Consider the following 18995-nt stretch of genomic DNA (forward strand, 5'->3'; position numbering starts at 1 on the left):
GGGCGCGAGCCGGTTGATGCCGGCCGCCGCTTCCCGGCCGCCGCCGTCCGGAAATGCGCGGCAAAGCCGATCGGCACCGTACGGTGCGGCGACCGGTGCGCGCACGCTGACCGTGTATCGACCTCCCGCCGCAACGGTCAGCACCGCATGCGCGCGCGCCGGCTCCCGCCGCGCGAGCAGGTTGGCGAAGACGCCACGGACGCGCCGCGCCCAGCGGGCGTCGGGCAGGATGTAGACGTCCGCGCCCGGCAGCACGAAGGTCGCGCGCTGCCGTTGCGCACGCGCGATATCGCGCCGCCGGTTCTCGGCCAGACGTCGCGCGAACGGCGACTCCGCGAAATCAAGCGGATTCGCGAATTGCCGGATCACCGCATACACGGCAAGCGGCGCCATGAAGAGATCGTCGGGAAGATCGCCGTAGCCGTTGTAGTTGATGGATTCGCCGAGCACCTGCAGCCGGCGTGCATCGGCATCCGTCAGGCTGCCGGCGGCGACGAGCGCGCCGGCCACGCCGTCGAGATTGTCGCCATACGCGCCCACCGCCGCCCAGAGCCGCTGCCGGCCGGCCAGATAGCGGTCGACGATGACGCTCGTGCAGGTGTCCGGCGCCGTATCGATATGCGCATGCAGGTGGGGATGAGCGGGCACGTCGCCCGTCACGTGGTGATCGAAATAGTCGACGTCGACGCCTCGCGCGAGCAGCGCAACCAGGGCCTCGCGGTTCGCGTCGAGCGAAACGTCCAGGACGGTGACGGCGTCGCCGCGGATCGCAGGCACGCGCGCCAGCAGTGCAATGTCGCGCTTGGGGCCCGTCACGAGCACCGACTCGGCCGGCGTCACGAGCCGGAGCTGGTGCAGCGCGCAGATGCCGTCCGCATCGCCGTTGAATACGTCGAAGCGCGTCATGGTGCGCCGCGCCCGATGCCGCCGGGGTGTTGCGTGCCGCCCGGACGCGCGCAACGCGTGCGCGGGGCCGCCACCATGCGACCCACCGCGATCGAGTGACCGGTCGGGCTGCGAGCCTCGTTCATGCCGCCTGCCGCCTCGCATGCGCGTCCGGGCCGCCGCCCCACTGCGCGACGCATGCCGCCAGCGCCGGAGAAATCGACGCCTGCAGCGGCACCACGGGCGCCAGTGCCTGCATGGCGTCCGGCAGCGTGGCCAGTTCGCGCAGCGCGTGCACGCGACTCTCGTCGAGCGTGGGCGCCGCAAGCCGCGCGCCCGCGACCATGACCGGCTGCAACAGCGGCGTTCCGTCGAGGCGCTCGCCGTCCAGACCGATGCAATCGCCGGCGATCCGCCCGTCCGGGCCGTATCGCCGGAACACCTGCTTGCGGCCCGGCAGTGTCGCCTTGCCCTCCGAGCGCTTGCAGCGCGTCCGGCCCGCGTACTCGACCAGCTTGTACGCGCAATCGAGATACGGCGCATCCGCCGACGTGCCCATCTGCGTGCCGATCCCGAAACCGTCGATCGGCGCGTGCTCACGGACCAGCGCCTGCAACCGGTGTTCGTCGAGATTGCCGCTCGCGAAGATCGTGGCGTCGGTAAGGCCGCCGCGGTCGAGGATCGCTCGAACGTTGCGCGCATGCGCCGCGAGATCGCCGCTGTCGATCCGCACGCCCTTGATGCGGACGCCGTCGCGCGCGAGCCGCGGCGCGAGTTCGACCACCTTGTACGCCGCGCGCTCCGTGTCGTACGTGTCGATCAGCAGTAACGCGTTATCCGGCTGCGATCGCGCGAAGTGTTCGAACGCGAGCGCTTCGTCGTCGTGTGCCTGCACGTATGAATGCGCCATCGTGCCGTAAACGGGAATGCCGTAGCGCAAGCCGGCAAGCAGTGTCGCCGTCCCGGAAAATCCCGCCAGATAGCTGGCACGCGCCGACAGCATCGCCGCCTCCGCACCATGCGTGCGCCGCAGGCCGAAGTCGACCAGCAACCTGCCGTGCGCGACGCGCGTCGAGCGTGCGGCCTTGCTTGCGGTCAGCGTCGCATAGTGGAGCAGGTTCATCACCCGGCTCTCGACGAACTGCGCCTCGCGAAGCGGCGCCGTGATCCGCAGGACCGGTTCGTCGGCAAAGAACACCGTGCCTTCCGGCATCGCATCGACCGTGCCCGTGAAGCGGAATCCGGCGAGCGATGCAAGAAAGTCCGCGCGAAGGCGCCCGGTTCCGGCCAGTTGCTCCAGTGCGGCGGGCGGGAAGCACAGGCGCTCCAGATAATCGAGCACGGGCGCGAGCCCCGCCGCCAGCAGGTATGCGCGGTGCCCGGGCAACGCCCGCACGAAGAATTCGAAGCTCGCCGCGTCGTTCATGCCGGCATCGAAGCCGGCCTGCATCATCGTCAGCTCATACCAATCCGTGAGCAACACGTCGTCGACGTTCGCCTCCTGCAAGGATCCGTTCATCATGCCCCTCCCGCGCGGCAGGTCGCGTCGATGCCGGCCACCATGTCGGCACACCCAGCATAGGGGGCCGTCCGGCGCCCGAATTGCGCGAGATCAAGGAGCGGCGTTCGAACACGCCGCCATCGAACAGGCACGCGCCGGGTGCCGGAAACATCGCACCGGGTCGTGAAATCAGGATCGTGTTCGCGCGGCACGAACGGTTGGACGGACTGCCTCCCGGATGCCCGCCGACGATGCGCGAAACACCGCCTTGCGGGGGTCGTGTCGACAGCGCTGGCGATCGCAAGCACGCGATGAGCGCGGTCGGCGTTCGGAAGGTGAACGTGTCCGATTTCTTCGGATCGACACGGGCCATGCCGCCACCTGAAGCCTCCAGCGCCGCTTCGCGCGCGGCCGCCACGGGCACGCCGCGACGGAACGCGGCGCACGCCGGATCAGTCGCGTTGCTTCTCCTCGAAATACGGCTGACGCGCCGCCACGAGGCGCAATTCGTCGAGCAGCGCCGCGGCCACGCGAAGCAGATCGTCGAGCGAGACGATACCGACCAGTTCGCCGTCGTCGCCGACGACCGGCAGCCGGCGCACGCCGTGCTGACGCATCCGCTTCGCGAGCAGCCAGACGTCGTCGTCGACATCCGCGACGGCGACGGGCGCGGACATGATGTCGCCGACGAACAGCGCGTCGGCCTCCGCGTCGGGGCTGACCACGGCGAGCACGATGTCCCGGTCGGTCACCATGCCGATCGGCTTGCATCGTCCTTCCTGTTCATGGACGACGACCAGGTTCCCGGCATGCGCGTCGCGCATCCTGGCGGCTGCCTCGACGACGGTCGTCCGTGCGGGACACGTCGCGACATCGCGGGTACAGAGCATCGCAGCATTCATGTTCGTTCTCCCGGTCGGGGCGAAGCGGATCATCGGCGCGTGACGCGATCGGTTCCCGTCGCCATGAGCGCCCGTTCGCATCCGGTGAAAACAACGGTAAATCCGGCCGCGCAACCGGCAATTGATGCAGGTCAGCGCGGTGCGCCGTGCGGTGTTCCGCGCAATGCCGTGGCCGTGGCCGTGGCCGTCCGGCGCGCGGCCGTGAAGCCGGCGTTGCCATCGCGGCCGGGGTGATCGCACTCGGCGAAGCGCGACACGATCCGGCAGCCGTCGTCCGACAAGCGCGCGGGAGCCTCCACAAGCGACGCGGTATCGAGTCGCACGAGGCCGCGATCGACCAGACAGCGAAGGTCGGCGGGGTCGCCCGGCTGGCATCGCGGCTCGCTGGCGAGCACCATCAGGATCGCGATCTCGTGGGGACTCAGCAGCCGGTCGCCGTCGGCGACGACCGGACGATTCCGGTGTGGCGCGACGGGCGGCGTGATGATCCGGGGATTCGACGTGTGCGCAAACAGGGAAGGCATGATGGAGGCCCGTATCATGAACGTGAAGACGCAGACGGCACGGCGCATGCCGGTCCCCGATCGTGAGCGACACGCGCAAACGTTTATCTTCGCTCCTGCAGCGCAAGCGGTCTTGACGCAGGTCAGCAAGCGCACGCACGCGCCCCCCACTATCTGCGATTCATCTGACGCGATGCCATCCGGAGATCCGCTTTGCTTGCCTGTCAGGAACACGTCAATCTGATCGTTTAGCCTTTGGTCGCAGGATCGGAACGCCACGGTGGCGTACGTATCTTCACGTCGACCGCTCGGACTCCCGCTCACGGTCGCACGTCGTCCATATCGCGCTCCGCATCATCCCGTTTTCTTCCGAGAGACCGAACGTCGTATCCGGCTTGCATGAAATCAATGCGTCACGGACAGCCGGAATCCACCATGAATCACCGTCCTGAAGAGATCCATTCATGAACTGGTACTACGAAGTCGAACGCGAGCTCGCCCACATCGAAGGATCCATTCGACTGCTCGAACAGACGCGGGGCTACTTCCACAAGAAGACGTCGATCAGCGATCCCGCATACTGGCGTGCAAGACTGCACGCCGTGCGGGCGACGGCCGAACAGGACAAGACGCTGTTGCGCCGCGCCGACGAAATCCTCGCACGGCTCGATCGGTTCTGAGCCGCTCGCGCCGTCCGCTTGCATTCCCGATACGTGACGAGTCGGACGATTCGGGCAGGATCAGCGCGGCACACGGGACGTGCCTCGATCAATCCGGCGAAGCCCCCGCAGGGCGCGCACCATCGAGTGCGGATCGGCCAGAACCATCGTGCCTGATCGCCATCAACGCGCCGCCGCGGCATCGCTCATGGATTGCAAGGAAGCGCGCGGGACGATTCGCATCGCGAAACAGGTAGCCGACCAAGCCGAACGAAACCGAAGCACGCCACGCCTTGCTCATGCATCTTGGCGGCAACCCGGGAGGCCGGGCGCGTTACGTCGCGTCGCTCGCTCCGGGATCCCCTGGTTCGGCCAGGGCCTCGCGCCGTCGTCAGGCCGGCGTCCGGCGCGGGCTGCACCGGTCGAGTGATCGCCGTTCACGCACGGCAAGCCGTCGAGCGATCGACCGGACAAAACGCGCGAGTTTGCGGGATGCCAGACCGTGACCGATATCGCGCGCGGAAATCGCGCAGGTCGCGATCGGTCGTTGCCGTGCCAGCGCCTGCATCTGTCCGAATGCCGTCAGGTCGCCACGCAGGCCCATCGTGCAGAAGAATGCGGTCGCGTGCAGTTCGTGCCCGTGACGGGCGAGCCAGGTCGATACCGGCGTCGATGCGCGCCCGGCCCAGATCGGCGTGCCGAGCACGACCACGTCGTAGGCCGACGGGGACGAGACCGTCGGCCGCAGGTCCGCCGCGCGCTGGCGGATCACGTCGGCAAGCGAACGCAGATAACCGATGGCCCCCGCCCGCCGTCGATCGTCGAGCTCCCGCAACCGTTCGCAATCCGCGCCGAGTGCCGCTGCAAGCCGGCGCGCCAGCCCCGCCGTCGTTTCGCTGCGCGAGTAGAAAACGACGAGCATGCGTCGAGAAGCATCCATGGTCCGCTCCGTGCTCCCGTCCAGGATCCGACGGTCAGTTTAGGCACCGGCGGTCGAGCCGACGCTGATGCAGGTCAACCCGCCGCCGTGCAATCCGGCGACAGTAGACTTGTCCGAATCCCCGGCGGCTTCTCGTCCATGCGCGATGTGGTATGACCTGATTGAACAGCAACGGCAATGGTGGCGCACGTGGGACGCTGCCGCGCGGTTCGCGCGCGGTCTCTGGCCCGGTGTGGCGACGGCGTGTTACGCCGATCTGGTCGAGCCCCTGCTCGACCTGCATGCCGGTCCGCCACGGTTCGCGATCGATTCGATCGCCCTGGACGGCCGATGTGTCGACGTCGACGAAACGATCGTCGCGCGCACGCCATTCTGCTCGCTGCACCGCTTTGCTCGCGCCGGCGCACCGCGCATGATTCTTCTGTGCGTGCCGCTGGCCGGCCATGCGGCCGTGATGATGCGGGAAACGGTCGAGACGCTGCTGGCCGATGGTGACGTCTGCATCACCGACTGGATCGATGCGCGCGACGTGCCGCCTGACGCGGGTCGATTCGGCCTCGACGAATACGTGGCGATGCTCGACGGCTTCATCGATACGCTGCTGGCCGACGCACGGCCCCTTCACGTCGTCGCCGTCTGCCAGGCGACGGTTCCGTCGCTCGGCGCGCTTGCGCTGCGCGCGCAACGCGGGGCCGTCCCGCCGGGAAGCCTGACGCTGATCGGCGGCCCGCTCGATGCGCGGATCAACCCGGGCGCGCTCGGGATGGCGGCTCGCTCGCATTCCCTCGCATGGTGTCGCGCCACGTTGATCGACACGGTTCCGCCCGGCTTCGCCGGACACGGGCGACAGGTTTTTCCGGCCTATCTGCAACGCGCCGAGATCTCGCTCGCGTATCCGCAGCACTACATGACGCTGGTCGATCGCTATCGACGTGCGGTGACGGAGGGCGATGCCGACGCACTCGCGCAGGCGCGCCATGCACTACGCGAATACCTGACGCTCCTCGACATGCCCGCCGAGTACTTCCTCGACACCGTCGACATCGTGTTCCAGCGTACCTGCCTCGCAAACGGCACCTGGTTCGTCCGAGGTCAGCGTGTCGATCCCGCCGCGCTGCGCGCCATCCAGCTGCTGACCGTCGAAGGCACGCACGATGCCGTCACCGGCGCGGGACAGACCCATGCCGCGCAGGCCATGTGCAGCGGCCTTGCACCGGACGCGCGGCAGATCGTCGACGTCGAGGATTGCGACCACTACGGGCTGTTCACGGGTGAGCGCTGGCGCACCGTCGTTCATCCCGCGCTGCAGGCCGCGTTTGCCCGCGCCGAACGCAGCCGGCGGTGCGCGTGCGCGGCGCAGCGCAGCGTGACGTGACGTGACGTCGTCCAGCTGAACCGGCACGATCGCGCGCCCGGGCGCCGCGCCGTTCAGGCCGGCGGCGTTTGCGCGTCGCGCGCTGCCTGTTCCGCGGCCGCCACGCGACGCTTGACCCCGATGAAGCTGTCGGGGCTCACGGAAACCGAGTCGATGCCGCAGGCGACGAGGAAATCGACGAATTCCGGATGATCGCTCGGCGCCTGGCCGCACAGTCCGACCTTCGCCCCGGCATCGTGCGCGGAGGCGATCACGCGGGCAATCATCCACTTCACCGCTTCGTTGCGCTCGTCGAACAGGCCGGCCAGCTCCGCCGAGTCGCGGTCGACCCCGAGCGTGAGTTGGGTCAGGTCGTTGCTGCCGATCGAAAACCCGTCAAAGCGCTGCGCGAACGCGCTCGCCAGAATGACGTTCGACGGGATCTCGCACATCACGTAGATCTGCAGGCCGTCTTCGCCGCGCTTCAGGCCGTTCCCGGCCAGCACCTCGAGCACGCGGTCCGCCTCGTCGGGCGTACGGCAGAACGGGATCATCACGATCACGTTCCTGAACCCCATGTCGTTGCGCAGCCGCGCGATCGCCCGGCATTCGAGCGCAAACCCGTCGAGGTAGCGCGGCGAGTAGTAGCGCGACGCACCACGAAATCCGAGCATCGGATTCTCTTCGTGCGGTTCGAACTGCGCGCCGCCGACGAGGTGCGCGTATTCGTTCGTCTTGAAGTCGCTCATGCGGACGATGACCGGTGCGGGATGGCAGACCGCCGCGATGCGCGCGAGGCCGCGCGCCAGCCGGTCAACGAAATAGTCCGCCGGATCGTCGTAGCCCGCCGTCAGCGCCGCGATGGCACGCTTCGCCCGCTCGTCCTGCAAGGCGTCGTAGCGGGCCAGCGCCATCGGATGCACCTTGATGTGGTTGCTGATCACGAACTCCATGCGCGCAAGCCCGATGCCGTCGGCCGGCAGGCGCCACCACCTGAAAGCCGCGCCCGGGTTCGCGAGGTTCAGCATGACCCGCGTGCGGGTGGTCGCCAGGTCGGCCAGGTCGATCGCTTCCACGTCGTATTGCGCGATGCCTTCGTAAACGAAGCCGGCCTCGCCCTCCGCGCACGACACCGTCACTTCCTGCTGGTCGTGCAGCACGTTCGTCGCATTGCCGGTGCCGACGATCGCCGGCAACCCCAGCTCGCGGCTCACGATGGCGGCATGCGACGTGCGGCCCCCGTGGTCGGTGATGATCGCGGCGGCGCGACGCATGACCGGCAGCCAGTCCGGATCCGTCGTGCGCGTCACGAGCACCGCACCGTCGACGAAGCGCGCCATGTCGCGCGGGCTGTCGATCACGCACACGCTGCCTGCCGCGACGGCCTCCCCGACACTGACGCCGGTGAGCAGCTTCCGGCCGGTCTGGCCGAGCCGGTAGGTCTTCACGGCGCTGGCTTCACGCCGGGACTGCACCGTTTCGGGACGTGCCTGAACAACGAACAGTTCACCGCTGACGCCGTCCTTCGCCCACTCGATATCCATCGGCTGGCCATAGTGCGTTTCGATCGCGCAGGCCCAGTGCGCAAGCGCCAGGATGTCGCGATCCGTCAGGACGAACGCGGCACGCTCGGCTTTCGACGTCGGTACGTTGCGGGTCGGCGCATCCTCGTCGCGCGCATAGATCAGCTTCCGCGCCTTGCCGCCGAGCGTCTTGCCGATGACGGGGCTGCATGCGGGATCGCCGAGCAGGGGCTTGAACACTTCATATTCGTCGGGATCGACGATGCCCTGCACCACGTTCTCGCCCAGCCCCCATGCGGCACTGATCAGCACCACCTTGTCAAAGCCCGTTTCCGTGTCGAGCGAGAACATCACGCCGGCCGCGCCGACATCCGAACGTACCATCCGCTGCACGCCGATCGACAGCGCAACACGCAGATGATCGAAGCCCTTTTCTTCCCGGTACGCAATCGCGCGGTCGGTGAACAGCGATGCGTAGCACCGGCGGCAGGCAGCGAGCAACGCGCGCTCGCCGCGCACGTTCAGGTAGGTTTCCTGCTGCCCCGCGAAGCTCGCGTCGGGAAGATCCTCGGCAGTCGCACTCGAGCGCACGGCGACGTCGACGTCGGGTCGCCCCGACTGGCGGCACAGTTGCCGATACGCGTCCCGAATCGCATCGGCGATGTCGTCGGGCCAGTCGCCGTGAAGGATCGCCTGCCGGATCGCCGCGCCGGCATCGGCGAGCGGCATCTTCCTGGCGACGAACGCGTCGAGCGTGCTGCCGATGATCTGCCTCAATCCGTTCGCATCGATGAACCGCCAGTAGGCATCCGCGGTCGATGCGAAGCCGGGCGGCACGCTCACGCCCTGTGCGGACAGGTTGCCGATCAGTTCGCCCAGTGACGCATTCTTTCCGCCGACGCTCGGCACATCGCCGCGCCGCAGGTCGTCAAACCAGACGATCAATGCCTTCCCGTGATCCATGATGCGCCCTCCGGTCGTCGCGGCCAGGCCACGCGCGAGTCACGCACGTCGCCGGCAATCGCCGGCACGGGCTGCCGGACACGTCCATCCTGGCTCCATGCCGCGCCGCCGGCGTGACCTGCGTCAAGAACGGGCGCCGACACGGGCAATGCGCTGTCCGGCGCGCGATTCGTCTGCGCTTGACGTCCGTCAACGGATCACGTCGCTCGTCCCGTACGCTCTCGATCAGGGGCATATCGATCGCGCCTGGCCAACGACAGGATTCCGGACATGGATTGCATGCATCTCGCCAGATCGTCCGCCTTGGCAGTCGCCGCTGCCTGGGCCGGTTTCGTGGTACCGCTTCATGCGCAGGAACCGGGTTCGCCGGCCGCTGTCACGCCGTCATCGGCTGCCGCGGCGCCGTCGGAAACAACGGAGAGTGAGTCGCCCGCTCCCGCGTCGAACCCCCGCAACATCGCCTTCGGCAAGACACGCGCGCAGGTCAGGCGAGAGCTGGAGCAGGCCGAGCGGGTGGGCGAAATCAAGCGCATCGACCGGTTCTTTGGCCGCGGCAGTTGATCGCCATCGCGCCGGCACCTGCAATGCGCTGAGCGTATCGAAAAGGACGATCGCCGATGCGGGTCGGCGGGTATCGCAAGAGTCGTCGCGATCGCGGTGATGTGGGCTTGCACCGTCGCGTCTGGACGATTTGCAGTGCGTATCTATCACGCACTGGTCCACGTAAATTGACTGACGGTGTGTCCGACTAACATTCGTGTCGACCACGCACGTGCTTCCCCATCACACGCCATAGCAGTAGCCTGTCGACCAACATCTAACGCCGCTCTCATCATGAAAGTTAGCCTCCGATAGAAGGGCGAAGTGGCCGCTTATGCAAATCTGAGGGTCATCGCCGAAAGTTCCTGGACCTGAAAAAAGCCCGGAGCTGTGGGGTCGAGACGGCCCCCTCCCTCCAGACTCTCAAGCCAATATCCCGCGATGACGCGCTGCAGCTGCACCCCTTTTTGAAATATCGAAATAGCATGCTGTATCGTTATCGCTTGACCAGCGATGACGCGACTACCCGATGACGCATTCTCAATTTGCAATTCCGCGCCATCCTGCGCGTTTCGATGGTTCCCCTCGTGGAAAAAGAACATTTCCGGCTGATCGAGGGGGGCAAATTCAACGCTCGAATCGTTCTTTCCGATCCGCCCCGAACCGGACACGTGCTCCGCAGGTAGATATCCCACAACGGCAACGTGGCACAGTTTTGCCAACGTCGACAATTGAGGAGCGTCGATTTTGCCGGACAGGTAAGGAATCTGAGCCGACAATCCGGAAAATGCAGCACAGACAAGCGCCTCGCGGCGCCGCCCCTGATTTTCCAGTCGTTCGATCCATTCCGGAACGACGGGCGGAGGCAAAACGGTCATGGCGCGATAAAAGAGTTCGGGGCAATCCAGATCCGTCCACTGAGCCCGCCAAAGCCGGTCGAGTGCGGCCGCGCCCTCGAGCCGGAGCAGCGCCATGAACGCCGCGGACCTTACTGCGCGGTCTTGATGCTCGAGCAGAATCGTCATGTCGCCCGCAAAGCGCTTCAATCCGAACTGGCGAACCGTATTGGCAATCGCGGTCACGACCGCCGATGCCGAATCCCGCGGCGTGGAAGCAATGACGGCATCAGCCTCTTCGGACGTTGCTGCGGCGTTCAGTCGGCATATGACGTCGAAATCGTTATCGAGCCCGGCGAGCCTGAATTCACCGATCCGATACCAGGCAGGCCCGATCCATTTTGCGATTTTTTCCATCAATGGGTAGCGCGGCACCTGATCGTCCAACCATGTCCGATATTCTTCGAGCCGCCCCCGATCGCCTCCTGCGAACGCAACGATACCCGCTGCAAACAACATCCCCGGCGTGGCCCCTTGAGTGTCGATGCAATTTCTGATGCATCGCCACGCGGTCGCTTCGCGCAATGTCAGACCTCTCAAGTGACCGAGCAGGCGCCTGTCCATTCGAACGAAATCGTCGAGCGTAAAATCGGACAAGAGCGAAGCCCGCTCACGGACGCGGTCCAGATGCACGATTTCCTCGAGGTGTTCCGTACAGAAACGCTCGGAAAACAGTTCGTTGCTATCCGACATGGCATCAGGTTACCGTCAGTCGACGGATTTTTCGCCCGTCTCGATGAATTCTCGATAAATAGCCGACGAGTGCATCGAAACACGCCGGATCGACTCTGAATACGTAGTCGAAACTCGAAGCAATCGTATGCGAATCATACTGATAGGTGCCGCTCGCGAACGTTCCCGCGTTCGCGGGATCGACGCCCGGCGGAGCGAAGCCGCTCCGGGCGACAACGTTCGCCCATGTCTCGATCGCGGCACATATCGGGGTTGCGGCCTCTTTGGTGAGGGGCTGATCGAACTCGATTTGTACTTCACACCCGCGAATCGAATCACGCCAGTCGAGCGTCTGCACGAACGCAAATGGCGCATCAACCGGGGGGCGAGGCCATTCCCCCTGATCCACGACAAGCTCCCGCTCGACCGCATTCGCGTCAGGTTCTTCAACGTGCACGATGCTGGAGCGAATGCCCATCGCCGCCAGTAGATTGGTCGCGACCCGCCACTGCCATGCCGGCAGATGATCCGTGGCAACGCGCCAACGTTGCGTTTCGCCCGCTGGATCCCACGTCGACGACACGACCTTCGCCGATGCCCGGCGATGCTCGCGAGCATCGCTCACATAAAAGCCAAGATCGATGTACCCGGCAAATAACGGCAAGGGATCGGACATGACCAGATCGGAAGTCTCGAGCGAGGTCCCTTCTGCATTCTTTTCGAGATATGCGACGCCCATGCCGCGTCCCGTGATATCGACTCGCATCACGCATACCTCGTCAATGATTCGATCGATCGAAGACATCGAGCCATTCCTGCACCCCGTGCTGCCGAAACTCCCACGGCAGCAGGCCGCCATCCACCGAATCGAGCCTGACCGGTCGCACCAGTTTTGCCACAGGACCGTACGCAGCAACGTAATCGTCGCGAGAGGAGTCTCCGAGCTGCGGCTCCGGCGTGGCCTGCAGGCACACACCATGTTTGAGCCGGCGCAAACGCACCGCTGTTCCGGCAATGTGTTCCTCGATCCCGGAAATTCCGCCGATCCAGTCGACCTGATTCTCGCTCAGGAAGGTCAACCAGTTCGCCCGTTTCAGATAGGGACGCGCAATGGCTGCCTGATGCCGCTCCGTGAACTCGGGGTCGCGCTGCCGCAACTTGTTGCCAACGCCGACCATGACGCTCGCGACATCGAAACCAGGATATCGCTGCATCAACGCGGCTACCCGATTGCGGGTTTCCGTATCCAGATCGGGGGATGGAAAATTGATGGGAAAGTTGAGTCCAAATCCACAGGATCCCGAAATAAAGCGTCTGTTCGCCACGATATCGAATTCGCACAGCCAGTCTGCGACACGATTGCCGGTCACCAGCGGATGGTCGAGCGGCAACGTCAAATTGAGGATCGTGTGCATCGGGAGCGACCGCCGCTCGGTCGCACGCCATTGCTTGAGTTCGTCAGCCGACGGTTCGACATACGGACGATGGGCGAAGTCGATTCGCAGGCTGCTGGCCGTCGCCCCCGCATCGGCGCCATTTTCCATCAAGCAATAGAATTTCTTCGGAAAAGGGACGGGGTTTTCGCACCAGGTCTTGACGAGACTTTCCGCCCGCTTGTTGATGGGTTTCCAGCGTCCGTCGCCGGTGTTGTAGTGCGTCAGGCGATCGCCCAATGCTTCCCGCGCGCGCCTGTAGAAATCGAAGATTTCAGTACCTTCGTCGAACTCCATCGCCCACTCGAACAACAGGCACGGACTGATCAAAGCGACATCGGCGCTTTCGAAGCCAAGATTCATTGCGTCTTGCATCACGCTCCTCACGGAATGACAAACTCCGGCACCATCCCGCCTGCTCCACCCAGGCCGAGAGACGGCACCCCATTGGGAAATTCCAAAAGAGGCATGCCATACATCCCCATGCCCGGAACGGGAACCTGCTTCAGCACCTCTTCCTGCTGAACCTTGGTTCCCTTTCCGCAACCACATTTCTCAGGGTCCAGACTCGGATCCTCACCGGAGTATGGATTACGTCCGCCGTTCTCCTGCTCGTTGATCGTGTTGTAATCCTGACGCTGCAAATTACCATTGCCTGCACCTGGGTTCGTTCGCCAGGTATCCACGGTTCCATCGGAGCGCGTGAACTTCAGATCGAGCACGCTCGTTTTTCCGCCGTTGGTTACCGTGAGGTCCGGAAAGCGCATCTGTTCGGTCGCCCCTTTCAGGAAACTGTTGAGCAGGTGCTGCCAACTGGAATAGTTGCTGTTCCAGCTGCCATCGGGGCGTTGCCCCCAAGGCTTCTGGGACTCGATATCCATGTCCTTGTTGCCGGTTGCGTCCTTGTACTTGTCCCATGCTTCCTGGAAGCATTTTTCCTTATCCGACATCTTTGGCATATGAAATTCTCCTGCATCAGGCGGTTATCCCGCCCGTCGGCACTTCCTTGATCTTGACGAAGTCGCCACCATCATTCCCCGCATCGCACCAGCAAAAAATGCGGCATAGAATTCCGCCCTGGTCGAGCAGATTCGACTGGACCTCGGCCGGCGTATTGGTATTCGGGTTATTGCCATTCATCATCATGGGATCGGAAAGCCTCGCGACGTTGCGCCCTTCGATCTTGACGTCGTAGCTGTAGTTCGTAAATTTCGCCCATCCGCGATTGACGCCCGACACGACGCCGCCTCCCACACCAGGCTCGTCGCCATAACTGGGCTTGAACTCCGACTCCTTCAGCGCAGCGGGAACGCCATTCGTACGAACGGTCTTCGATCCATTGACCAGATCGCGCGAAAACGCAACATTCGTATAAGGCACCACACCGGCGCCCGGCGTCTTGCAAAAGTCCGGCGCCGCGCAGGTAGCGATTCCCCCGCTTTTCGAATGAACATTGGTCAGCTTGTTGACGATCACTGTAGATGCCACGGTGCCTCCCCGTCATGAGAACCCATACGCTCAAGCAGGCAGGCTGCGCGAGACAGCCTGGTATCCGATGCGGAAAAAACCAGCGAATGCCGTCGCGGCATCACGATATCCGTGAGTTCATCGTGCGCCAACATACACAGCATTGCGGCAGACGCCGCCCCCGTATCGCCCCAAATCTCCGCCGGGTGGCTGATATCGAGCGGGTGCGCAAACTGACGGCCGTTACGCAGAAACGCGAAATCCCATTCGGCACTCCGCCAGGTCTCGCCAGTCAAATCGCCATAGCAATTGTCCACCTGGATGTCGGTGGACAAGCACTGCGAGATTGCGGCCGTCAGTCCGTCGCCGCGCGACGCCTGATCGGCATACCACGGCATGGTTTCCGTAGCGAGACCAACGGCGCGCAATGCGACACGCGTCGTGTTCTCCGCTGACGCTCGCCCCACGTCCGCGCGCAGAAGAGCAAAAGCCGCACCCTCACCGGGAACCATGCCGAACGGATTGTCCTGGTGCTTGAGTCGGTCGGTATCGTCGAGCCAGTGCAGATAATTCATATCGAGCGGCGAGTCGACCCCGCCAACGATGCAAAAATCCGCCTCTCCAGCCTTCAAGATGTCGACCGACCTGGCCAGACCCGCGATAAAACCCGTATGACCGCTGCAAAAAAATCGACTCCCGCTACGTGAAAATTGCGGCATCGATTTGCAGATTTCGCCAGCGACGGACGCGATATCCGCGTGCGGCAAACCGGGACGCTCGGGCGGGAGCGAAAGCAGCACCGGAATGGGCCTTGCCGGCATCCCGGCGGATGCGTCCAGAATGTGCCCATGACGGGCCAATAAATCGTCCAGCGCCCGGCGAGCCAGCTCCGTCATTCGCGATACACAGGTCGCATCCTCACTCAGACAATCGAGCTTCGCGAGCGCAATGGCGCCGCCCCTGCGGGCATACGGGTAGCGTTTGTGTCGCGCGATGCGCGACACGCTCGACAGTACGGCGTTGCAAGATTCGGCAGCGGACAAGCCCACCGACGTACACGCACCGAATCCGCTCACCACGATCGGGCTGTCAAACTCCATAGAACCTCCCGGTATGCAGATCCCGCTTGGTATCGACATACGTGACCTGTACACGACGAGCATCACGCCCGCATGCCAGGACGCTGCGCCACACCATCACCAATCGACTGTCGTCCGGCTCGACTATCACGCGATCCAGTTGTGCGTGTTGACGAATCGTCCGGCCGCCTATTGTCGTCAACAGGTTGAAATGCACGCGAGGTAGCCGAAATGTCATTTTCGCCGACGGCGTCAGGTGGGCAAGCACGACACGTTCGCCGCCTCTTAACGGAACTGCGGTCGCCATGCCCGGCGAGGCCGAGTTGAAGAATGCGACATCGAAATCGTCCGGAACCAGCGGTGCGCGCGTCGTGATCCACTGTTCATCAGTTGTACCGCTGAAGCGTGCACGCGCCGGCCACAGCGGCGGGATCGCATTCATCCCGGCCGGCGCAGGTCGATCTTTCCACGATTTGATCAGATGGCGCGGATCCTCGATATGGGGCAGCTTGCCGTCGCGCGCGTCGTCCCGGTCCACAAAGAATCCCATGCCCAGCGGATTGTCGGAGAATCCGTCCTTTTGCCGCGAACTCGTTCCGCCGTAGGCGAATTCGTACCGTAACGGCCAGCGCGAAAACAATTCGGGATCCGTCATACGCAGTCCGAATAACCCAGAATCCCAACGACGCGCGCCGAACACCCTGATGACTCGATGTATCGACCCGATCGAGATGCCGACATCGAGCTCACGCAACGGTTCATCTTCGGGTGCGTATGCCGAACCGTTGACCATGATGGCGCTCCCCGGATGCGCGAACACGATTTCGGCGTCTCGCCTCAGGGTCGAGTGCCCCGGCTCTCCGAAATACTCCGGATGCGTTTTCACTGGCTCTTGCTGCTTCGATAGCGACAGCGTACCGTCAGCGTGCAGATCATACGTTGCCTTGACAACCACGACCCACAGGTGCCCACCATGTCGGTCGAACTGCACTGCTCGTTCCGCAGCGAACGGCGTCACATTTTGCAGTTGCAACATGTCGATTTCAGTTCAGCTCGACAACCGATCCACGCAACCGGAGCGTACCTTCAGCATAGGTCGCTACATTCGTCCCGCGAACGATGACGCGTCCGTCCTTGTTCAACGTGAGACTTGCCTGGCCGCACTTCAGCGTCATCGCTTCGGCCGCTTCAACGCATACGTGCGATGCTTCCGTGGTCGCAGAGATAGCCGGCGTGATGGCGTGAACGGCGGCCCTCGCCTCGGCTTGATTTCTTGTTCCGTGCCGGCGCAGAAGGCCCATGAGGATAGGTTGCGCCGGGTCACCCTGCACGAATGCCAATACCACTTCGCGCCCGACGTCTGCCGCAACGACACTCGTGGCGCAAATCGCGGCAAGTGGGGATTGGTACGGGTTATCGGGGTAGTCGATCCAGACACCATGATTCGAATCGACCTTGGCTATGGTTCCGAGAACCAGCTCAGCCGTCCGTTGGGTCGGCGGTGCAACACTCAGTGCGGCAATATGTTCTGCGACTCCCATCTCAGCCCCCTAAGAATTGATATCGACGTTATTTCCGCTGATTCTCACAGGGCCCGAACCATCGATGGAAAGTGTGGCCCCGCTGATCGAGATGTTCCCGTTGCTCTCGAGCGTGATGCGCGCCTTGCCAACCTTGATCTCGAGCCGATCCCCGGCGCTGATCGACCAGGTCTTGCCGACAACCGTATTTTTCGACAGACCGACTTCCTCTGCCTGAGCGAGACCTACTGCCGTGTTCATCGCTCCGGCAACCGTGACGGTATAACCGGCGCCGATTGTCAGCGCCTTGGCCATTCCGATCGTCTCGGCCGAAGCAAGTGCGATCAGGAGATTTTGCCAACCCTCGATCGTTTCGTTACGGTTGCCGCCAACCGTCAGTGTCTCGTTGCTGCCAACGCGTTCGGTACGATCCACGCCGATCGTGATGGTCTCATTGTTGTCGACCGTCTCGGTTCGGTCATGGCCGACGTGCACCGTCTCATCGTGATCGATGTTCTTCTTTCGATCGTTTCCAACCCAATGCGACTCGTCGTGCTCGACCTCGAGGCGCTGATCTTTCTCAGCGTGCAACCAGACTTCCTCCGAACCCTTCTTGTCCTCGAAACGAATGGCGTTGGCCGTGTTGACGTTGCCTGTTTTGGTCGAGCGCGTGAGAATCCCGCTCTGTGTAGCATTCGCAGGCAATCCCCATGGAGGCAGGTTGGCGGAGTTATAGACGCTCGAGATGATCAGGGGTCTATCCGGATTACCGTCGAGGAAAATTACGACCACCTCGTCACCTATCCGCGGGATCTGGATCATCCCAAATCCGCGACCGGCCCACGGTTGCCCGACACGTACCCAGCATGAACTGCCTTGATCGCGCTTGCCCAGCCGATCCCAATGGAATTGCACCTTCACGCGGCCCAGGTTGTCCGTGTAAATTTCTTCCCCTTCGGGACCGACGACGACGGCCGTTTGCGGACCGATGATCGATGGGCGCTCGATCGTGAACGCCGGCCGATACGGAATCTTCTTGCGGATGCAGGTGAAACTGCACTGGTAGTTCGCTGCGCCTTCTCCGGCCTGATAGTTGTTCGTTCCGCTGTGGGTGATCGTCGTCAGCAGAAACTGTCGATCCTCCTGTTTGGCATTGCTGTGGTCATAGTGATCGTCGAGTTCGAAGTATTGGCATGGCGTCAGCCGGCGGCTCGTGCTCGTTCCGATGAAGACTTTGCTGTGTGCCGCAAGCGCCTGCGTTCTGAAGCGCGTCAACGCTTCTCCGCGATCGCTGTCCGCAAACCCATGTTCGCCCAGGTAGTCGTAGACTTCGTACGACGGCACTTCACCTTGATTGACTTCGGTTCCGCCCGAAACAAACCGGCGGGCGTGCGGTGCTTTGTAATCAAACGTCTTCAGCCCGACACTGTTGGATTCCAGTTGCCGGCTCGCCTGGAACGACGTAACGACCGCCAGATTGTCGAGCGCCTCGCCTTTTGTGTATTGCAGCTGCGGACTGCGGCCGCTAATCGGCTTCGCGCTAATCGAGTTGTCCGAGATGACTAGCTTGTGACCGTCTTTCGCGTGCTCGAAGAAGAAGAACAGGCCATCTTCTTGCATGAGGCGCTCGACAAATTCCAAGTCGGTTTCACGGTACTGCGTGCAGTAGCTGCGATTCTTCGTCGCCTTAGACAACCGGAACTCGAACGACGCAATCTTTCCGTAGTCCCGAAAGACTTTTGAAAGAATTGCTTCGGTATTCTCTTCCTGAAAAATCCGGATGTCGCGACTGCGCGAGAGCATCCAAAGCCATGGCACGAGTGTCGCGCTGTAGATGGTGAAGCTACCGTCGTGATCGAGGTGGGTGAAGTTGGCTATGTAGCCGTGGAAATACCGTTCTTCCGAGCTCGCCAGCGCATCGGTAAGCTGTAACGTAATCGTCACCGGCTGACCGATCAACTTCTTCAGTTCAATGTTCGAGTCTTGAGAGGCGAGCCGAACGTGGAACTCAAAGTTCTGAGATAAGCCTTCGGTACCGTGAAAATCGACAAGCACCAAGTCAGATCGGCCCTTCATAGGCGTCTGGATGGTGAACAGCCGATTGCTCTGTAGCCCAAAAAAACTTGGAATATCTGACAGTTGCATGGCGCCCTCAGAA

Annotated in this window: 18 protein-coding genes; 3 read left to right on the plus strand and 15 right to left on the minus strand. The window is 63.3% G+C overall.

Features of this window, described 5'->3' with window-relative positions; genetic code table 11:
* From ABY44_RS36490 to ABY44_RS36505, 4 genes are all read right to left on the minus strand, one after another.
* Window positions 1-906, minus strand: a 906-nt coding sequence (locus ABY44_RS36490; RefSeq protein WP_431643540.1) for an acetyltransferase, incomplete at its 3' end; no start/stop codon positions are given.
* 121 nt (window positions 907-1027) lie between these two features.
* A complete protein-coding gene (locus ABY44_RS36495; protein WP_060172880.1) occupies window positions 1028-2404 on the minus strand; it encodes a nicotinate phosphoribosyltransferase in 1377 nt (458 codons plus the stop codon).
* 434 nt (window positions 2405-2838) lie between these two features.
* The gene (locus tag ABY44_RS36500; protein WP_060172787.1) at window positions 2839-3288 is read right to left on the minus strand and encodes a CBS domain-containing protein; all 450 of its coding nucleotides are present in this window, start codon (window positions 3286-3288) and stop codon (window positions 2839-2841) included.
* Between the two features lie 131 nt (window positions 3289-3419).
* Window positions 3420-3860 (minus strand): hypothetical protein, encoded by a 441-nt coding sequence (locus tag ABY44_RS36505; RefSeq protein ID WP_230948840.1) that lies wholly within the window; start codon window positions 3858-3860, stop codon window positions 3420-3422.
* Window positions 3861-4255: 395 nt separating this feature from the next.
* Between ABY44_RS36505 and ABY44_RS36510 the strand changes: the two genes are divergently transcribed.
* Window positions 4256-4471 carry a hypothetical protein gene (locus tag ABY44_RS36510; RefSeq protein ID WP_059696828.1) on the plus strand — a complete coding sequence of 72 codons (216 nt, stop codon included), beginning with the start codon at window positions 4256-4258 and terminating at the stop codon, window positions 4469-4471.
* A 370-nt stretch (window positions 4472-4841) separates the two neighbouring features.
* Here the strand turns inward: ABY44_RS36510 and ABY44_RS36515 are convergent, their stop codons facing one another.
* Complete coding sequence (locus ABY44_RS36515) at window positions 4842-5390, minus strand: flavodoxin family protein (protein ID WP_060172786.1); 549 nt, start codon at window positions 5388-5390, stop codon at window positions 4842-4844.
* A gap of 145 nt (window positions 5391-5535) precedes the next feature.
* Between ABY44_RS36515 and phaZ the strand changes: the two genes are divergently transcribed.
* On the plus strand, window positions 5536-6765 hold the full coding sequence (gene phaZ / locus ABY44_RS36520; protein WP_060172785.1) for a polyhydroxyalkanoate depolymerase: 1230 nt from the start codon (window positions 5536-5538) through the stop codon (window positions 6763-6765).
* Between the two features lie 53 nt (window positions 6766-6818).
* On the opposite strand, the gene ppsA is transcribed toward phaZ, so the two are convergent.
* Window positions 6819-9230, minus strand: a complete 2412-nt coding sequence (gene ppsA / locus ABY44_RS36525) for a phosphoenolpyruvate synthase (protein ID WP_060172784.1) — start codon at window positions 9228-9230, stop codon at window positions 6819-6821.
* Between the two features lie 279 nt (window positions 9231-9509).
* Here ppsA and ABY44_RS36530 point away from each other — a divergent pair, with 279 nt between their 5' ends.
* Entirely contained in the window at window positions 9510-9791 is a 282-nt protein-coding gene (locus ABY44_RS36530; protein ID WP_230948838.1) for a DUF4148 domain-containing protein, read from the plus strand.
* A gap of 311 nt (window positions 9792-10102) precedes the next feature.
* On the opposite strand, the gene ABY44_RS36535 is transcribed toward ABY44_RS36530, so the two are convergent.
* From ABY44_RS36535 to ABY44_RS36575, 9 genes are read right to left on the minus strand one after another with little or no spacing between them, the layout of a single operon-like run.
* A complete protein-coding gene (locus ABY44_RS36535) occupies window positions 10103-11359 on the minus strand; it encodes a hypothetical protein (RefSeq protein ID WP_060172782.1) in 1257 nt (418 codons plus the stop codon).
* A gap of 4 nt (window positions 11360-11363) precedes the next feature.
* Window positions 11364-12143, minus strand: a complete 780-nt coding sequence (locus tag ABY44_RS36540) for a hypothetical protein (RefSeq protein WP_155637914.1) — start codon at window positions 12141-12143, stop codon at window positions 11364-11366.
* The gene (locus ABY44_RS36545) at window positions 12118-13146 is read right to left on the minus strand and encodes a type VI immunity family protein (RefSeq protein WP_060172780.1); all 1029 of its coding nucleotides are present in this window, start codon (window positions 13144-13146) and stop codon (window positions 12118-12120) included. The genes ABY44_RS36540 and ABY44_RS36545 overlap by 26 nt, the downstream gene beginning before the upstream one ends.
* An 8-nt stretch (window positions 13147-13154) precedes the next feature.
* Window positions 13155-13730 carry a hypothetical protein gene (locus tag ABY44_RS36550; RefSeq protein ID WP_060172779.1) on the minus strand — a complete coding sequence of 192 codons (576 nt, stop codon included), beginning with the start codon at window positions 13728-13730 and terminating at the stop codon, window positions 13155-13157.
* A 16-nt stretch (window positions 13731-13746) separates the two neighbouring features.
* Window positions 13747-14247: a DUF4150 domain-containing protein gene (locus ABY44_RS36555; protein ID WP_162923157.1), complete on the minus strand. Its 501-nt coding sequence runs from the start codon at window positions 14245-14247 to the stop codon at window positions 13747-13749.
* Window positions 14244-15338, minus strand: a complete 1095-nt coding sequence (locus ABY44_RS36560; RefSeq protein WP_155637913.1) for a hypothetical protein — start codon at window positions 15336-15338, stop codon at window positions 14244-14246. The genes ABY44_RS36555 and ABY44_RS36560 overlap by 4 nt, the downstream gene beginning before the upstream one ends.
* Complete coding sequence (locus tag ABY44_RS36565; protein ID WP_059696850.1) at window positions 15328-16353, minus strand: DUF2169 family type VI secretion system accessory protein; 1026 nt, start codon at window positions 16351-16353, stop codon at window positions 15328-15330. The genes ABY44_RS36560 and ABY44_RS36565 overlap by 11 nt, the downstream gene beginning before the upstream one ends.
* A gap of 7 nt (window positions 16354-16360) precedes the next feature.
* The gene (locus ABY44_RS36570) at window positions 16361-16858 is read right to left on the minus strand and encodes a DUF6484 domain-containing protein (protein WP_060180839.1); all 498 of its coding nucleotides are present in this window, start codon (window positions 16856-16858) and stop codon (window positions 16361-16363) included.
* A gap of 9 nt (window positions 16859-16867) precedes the next feature.
* Window positions 16868-18982, minus strand: a complete 2115-nt coding sequence (locus ABY44_RS36575; RefSeq protein WP_060172878.1) for a type VI secretion system Vgr family protein — start codon at window positions 18980-18982, stop codon at window positions 16868-16870.
* Window positions 18983-18995 lie beyond the last annotated feature (13 nt).

Origin of the sequence: Burkholderia sp. ZZQ-2 (assembly GCF_050768715.1) — a bacterium.
Classification (GTDB): Bacteria; Pseudomonadota; Gammaproteobacteria; order Burkholderiales; family Burkholderiaceae; genus Burkholderia; species Burkholderia cepacia.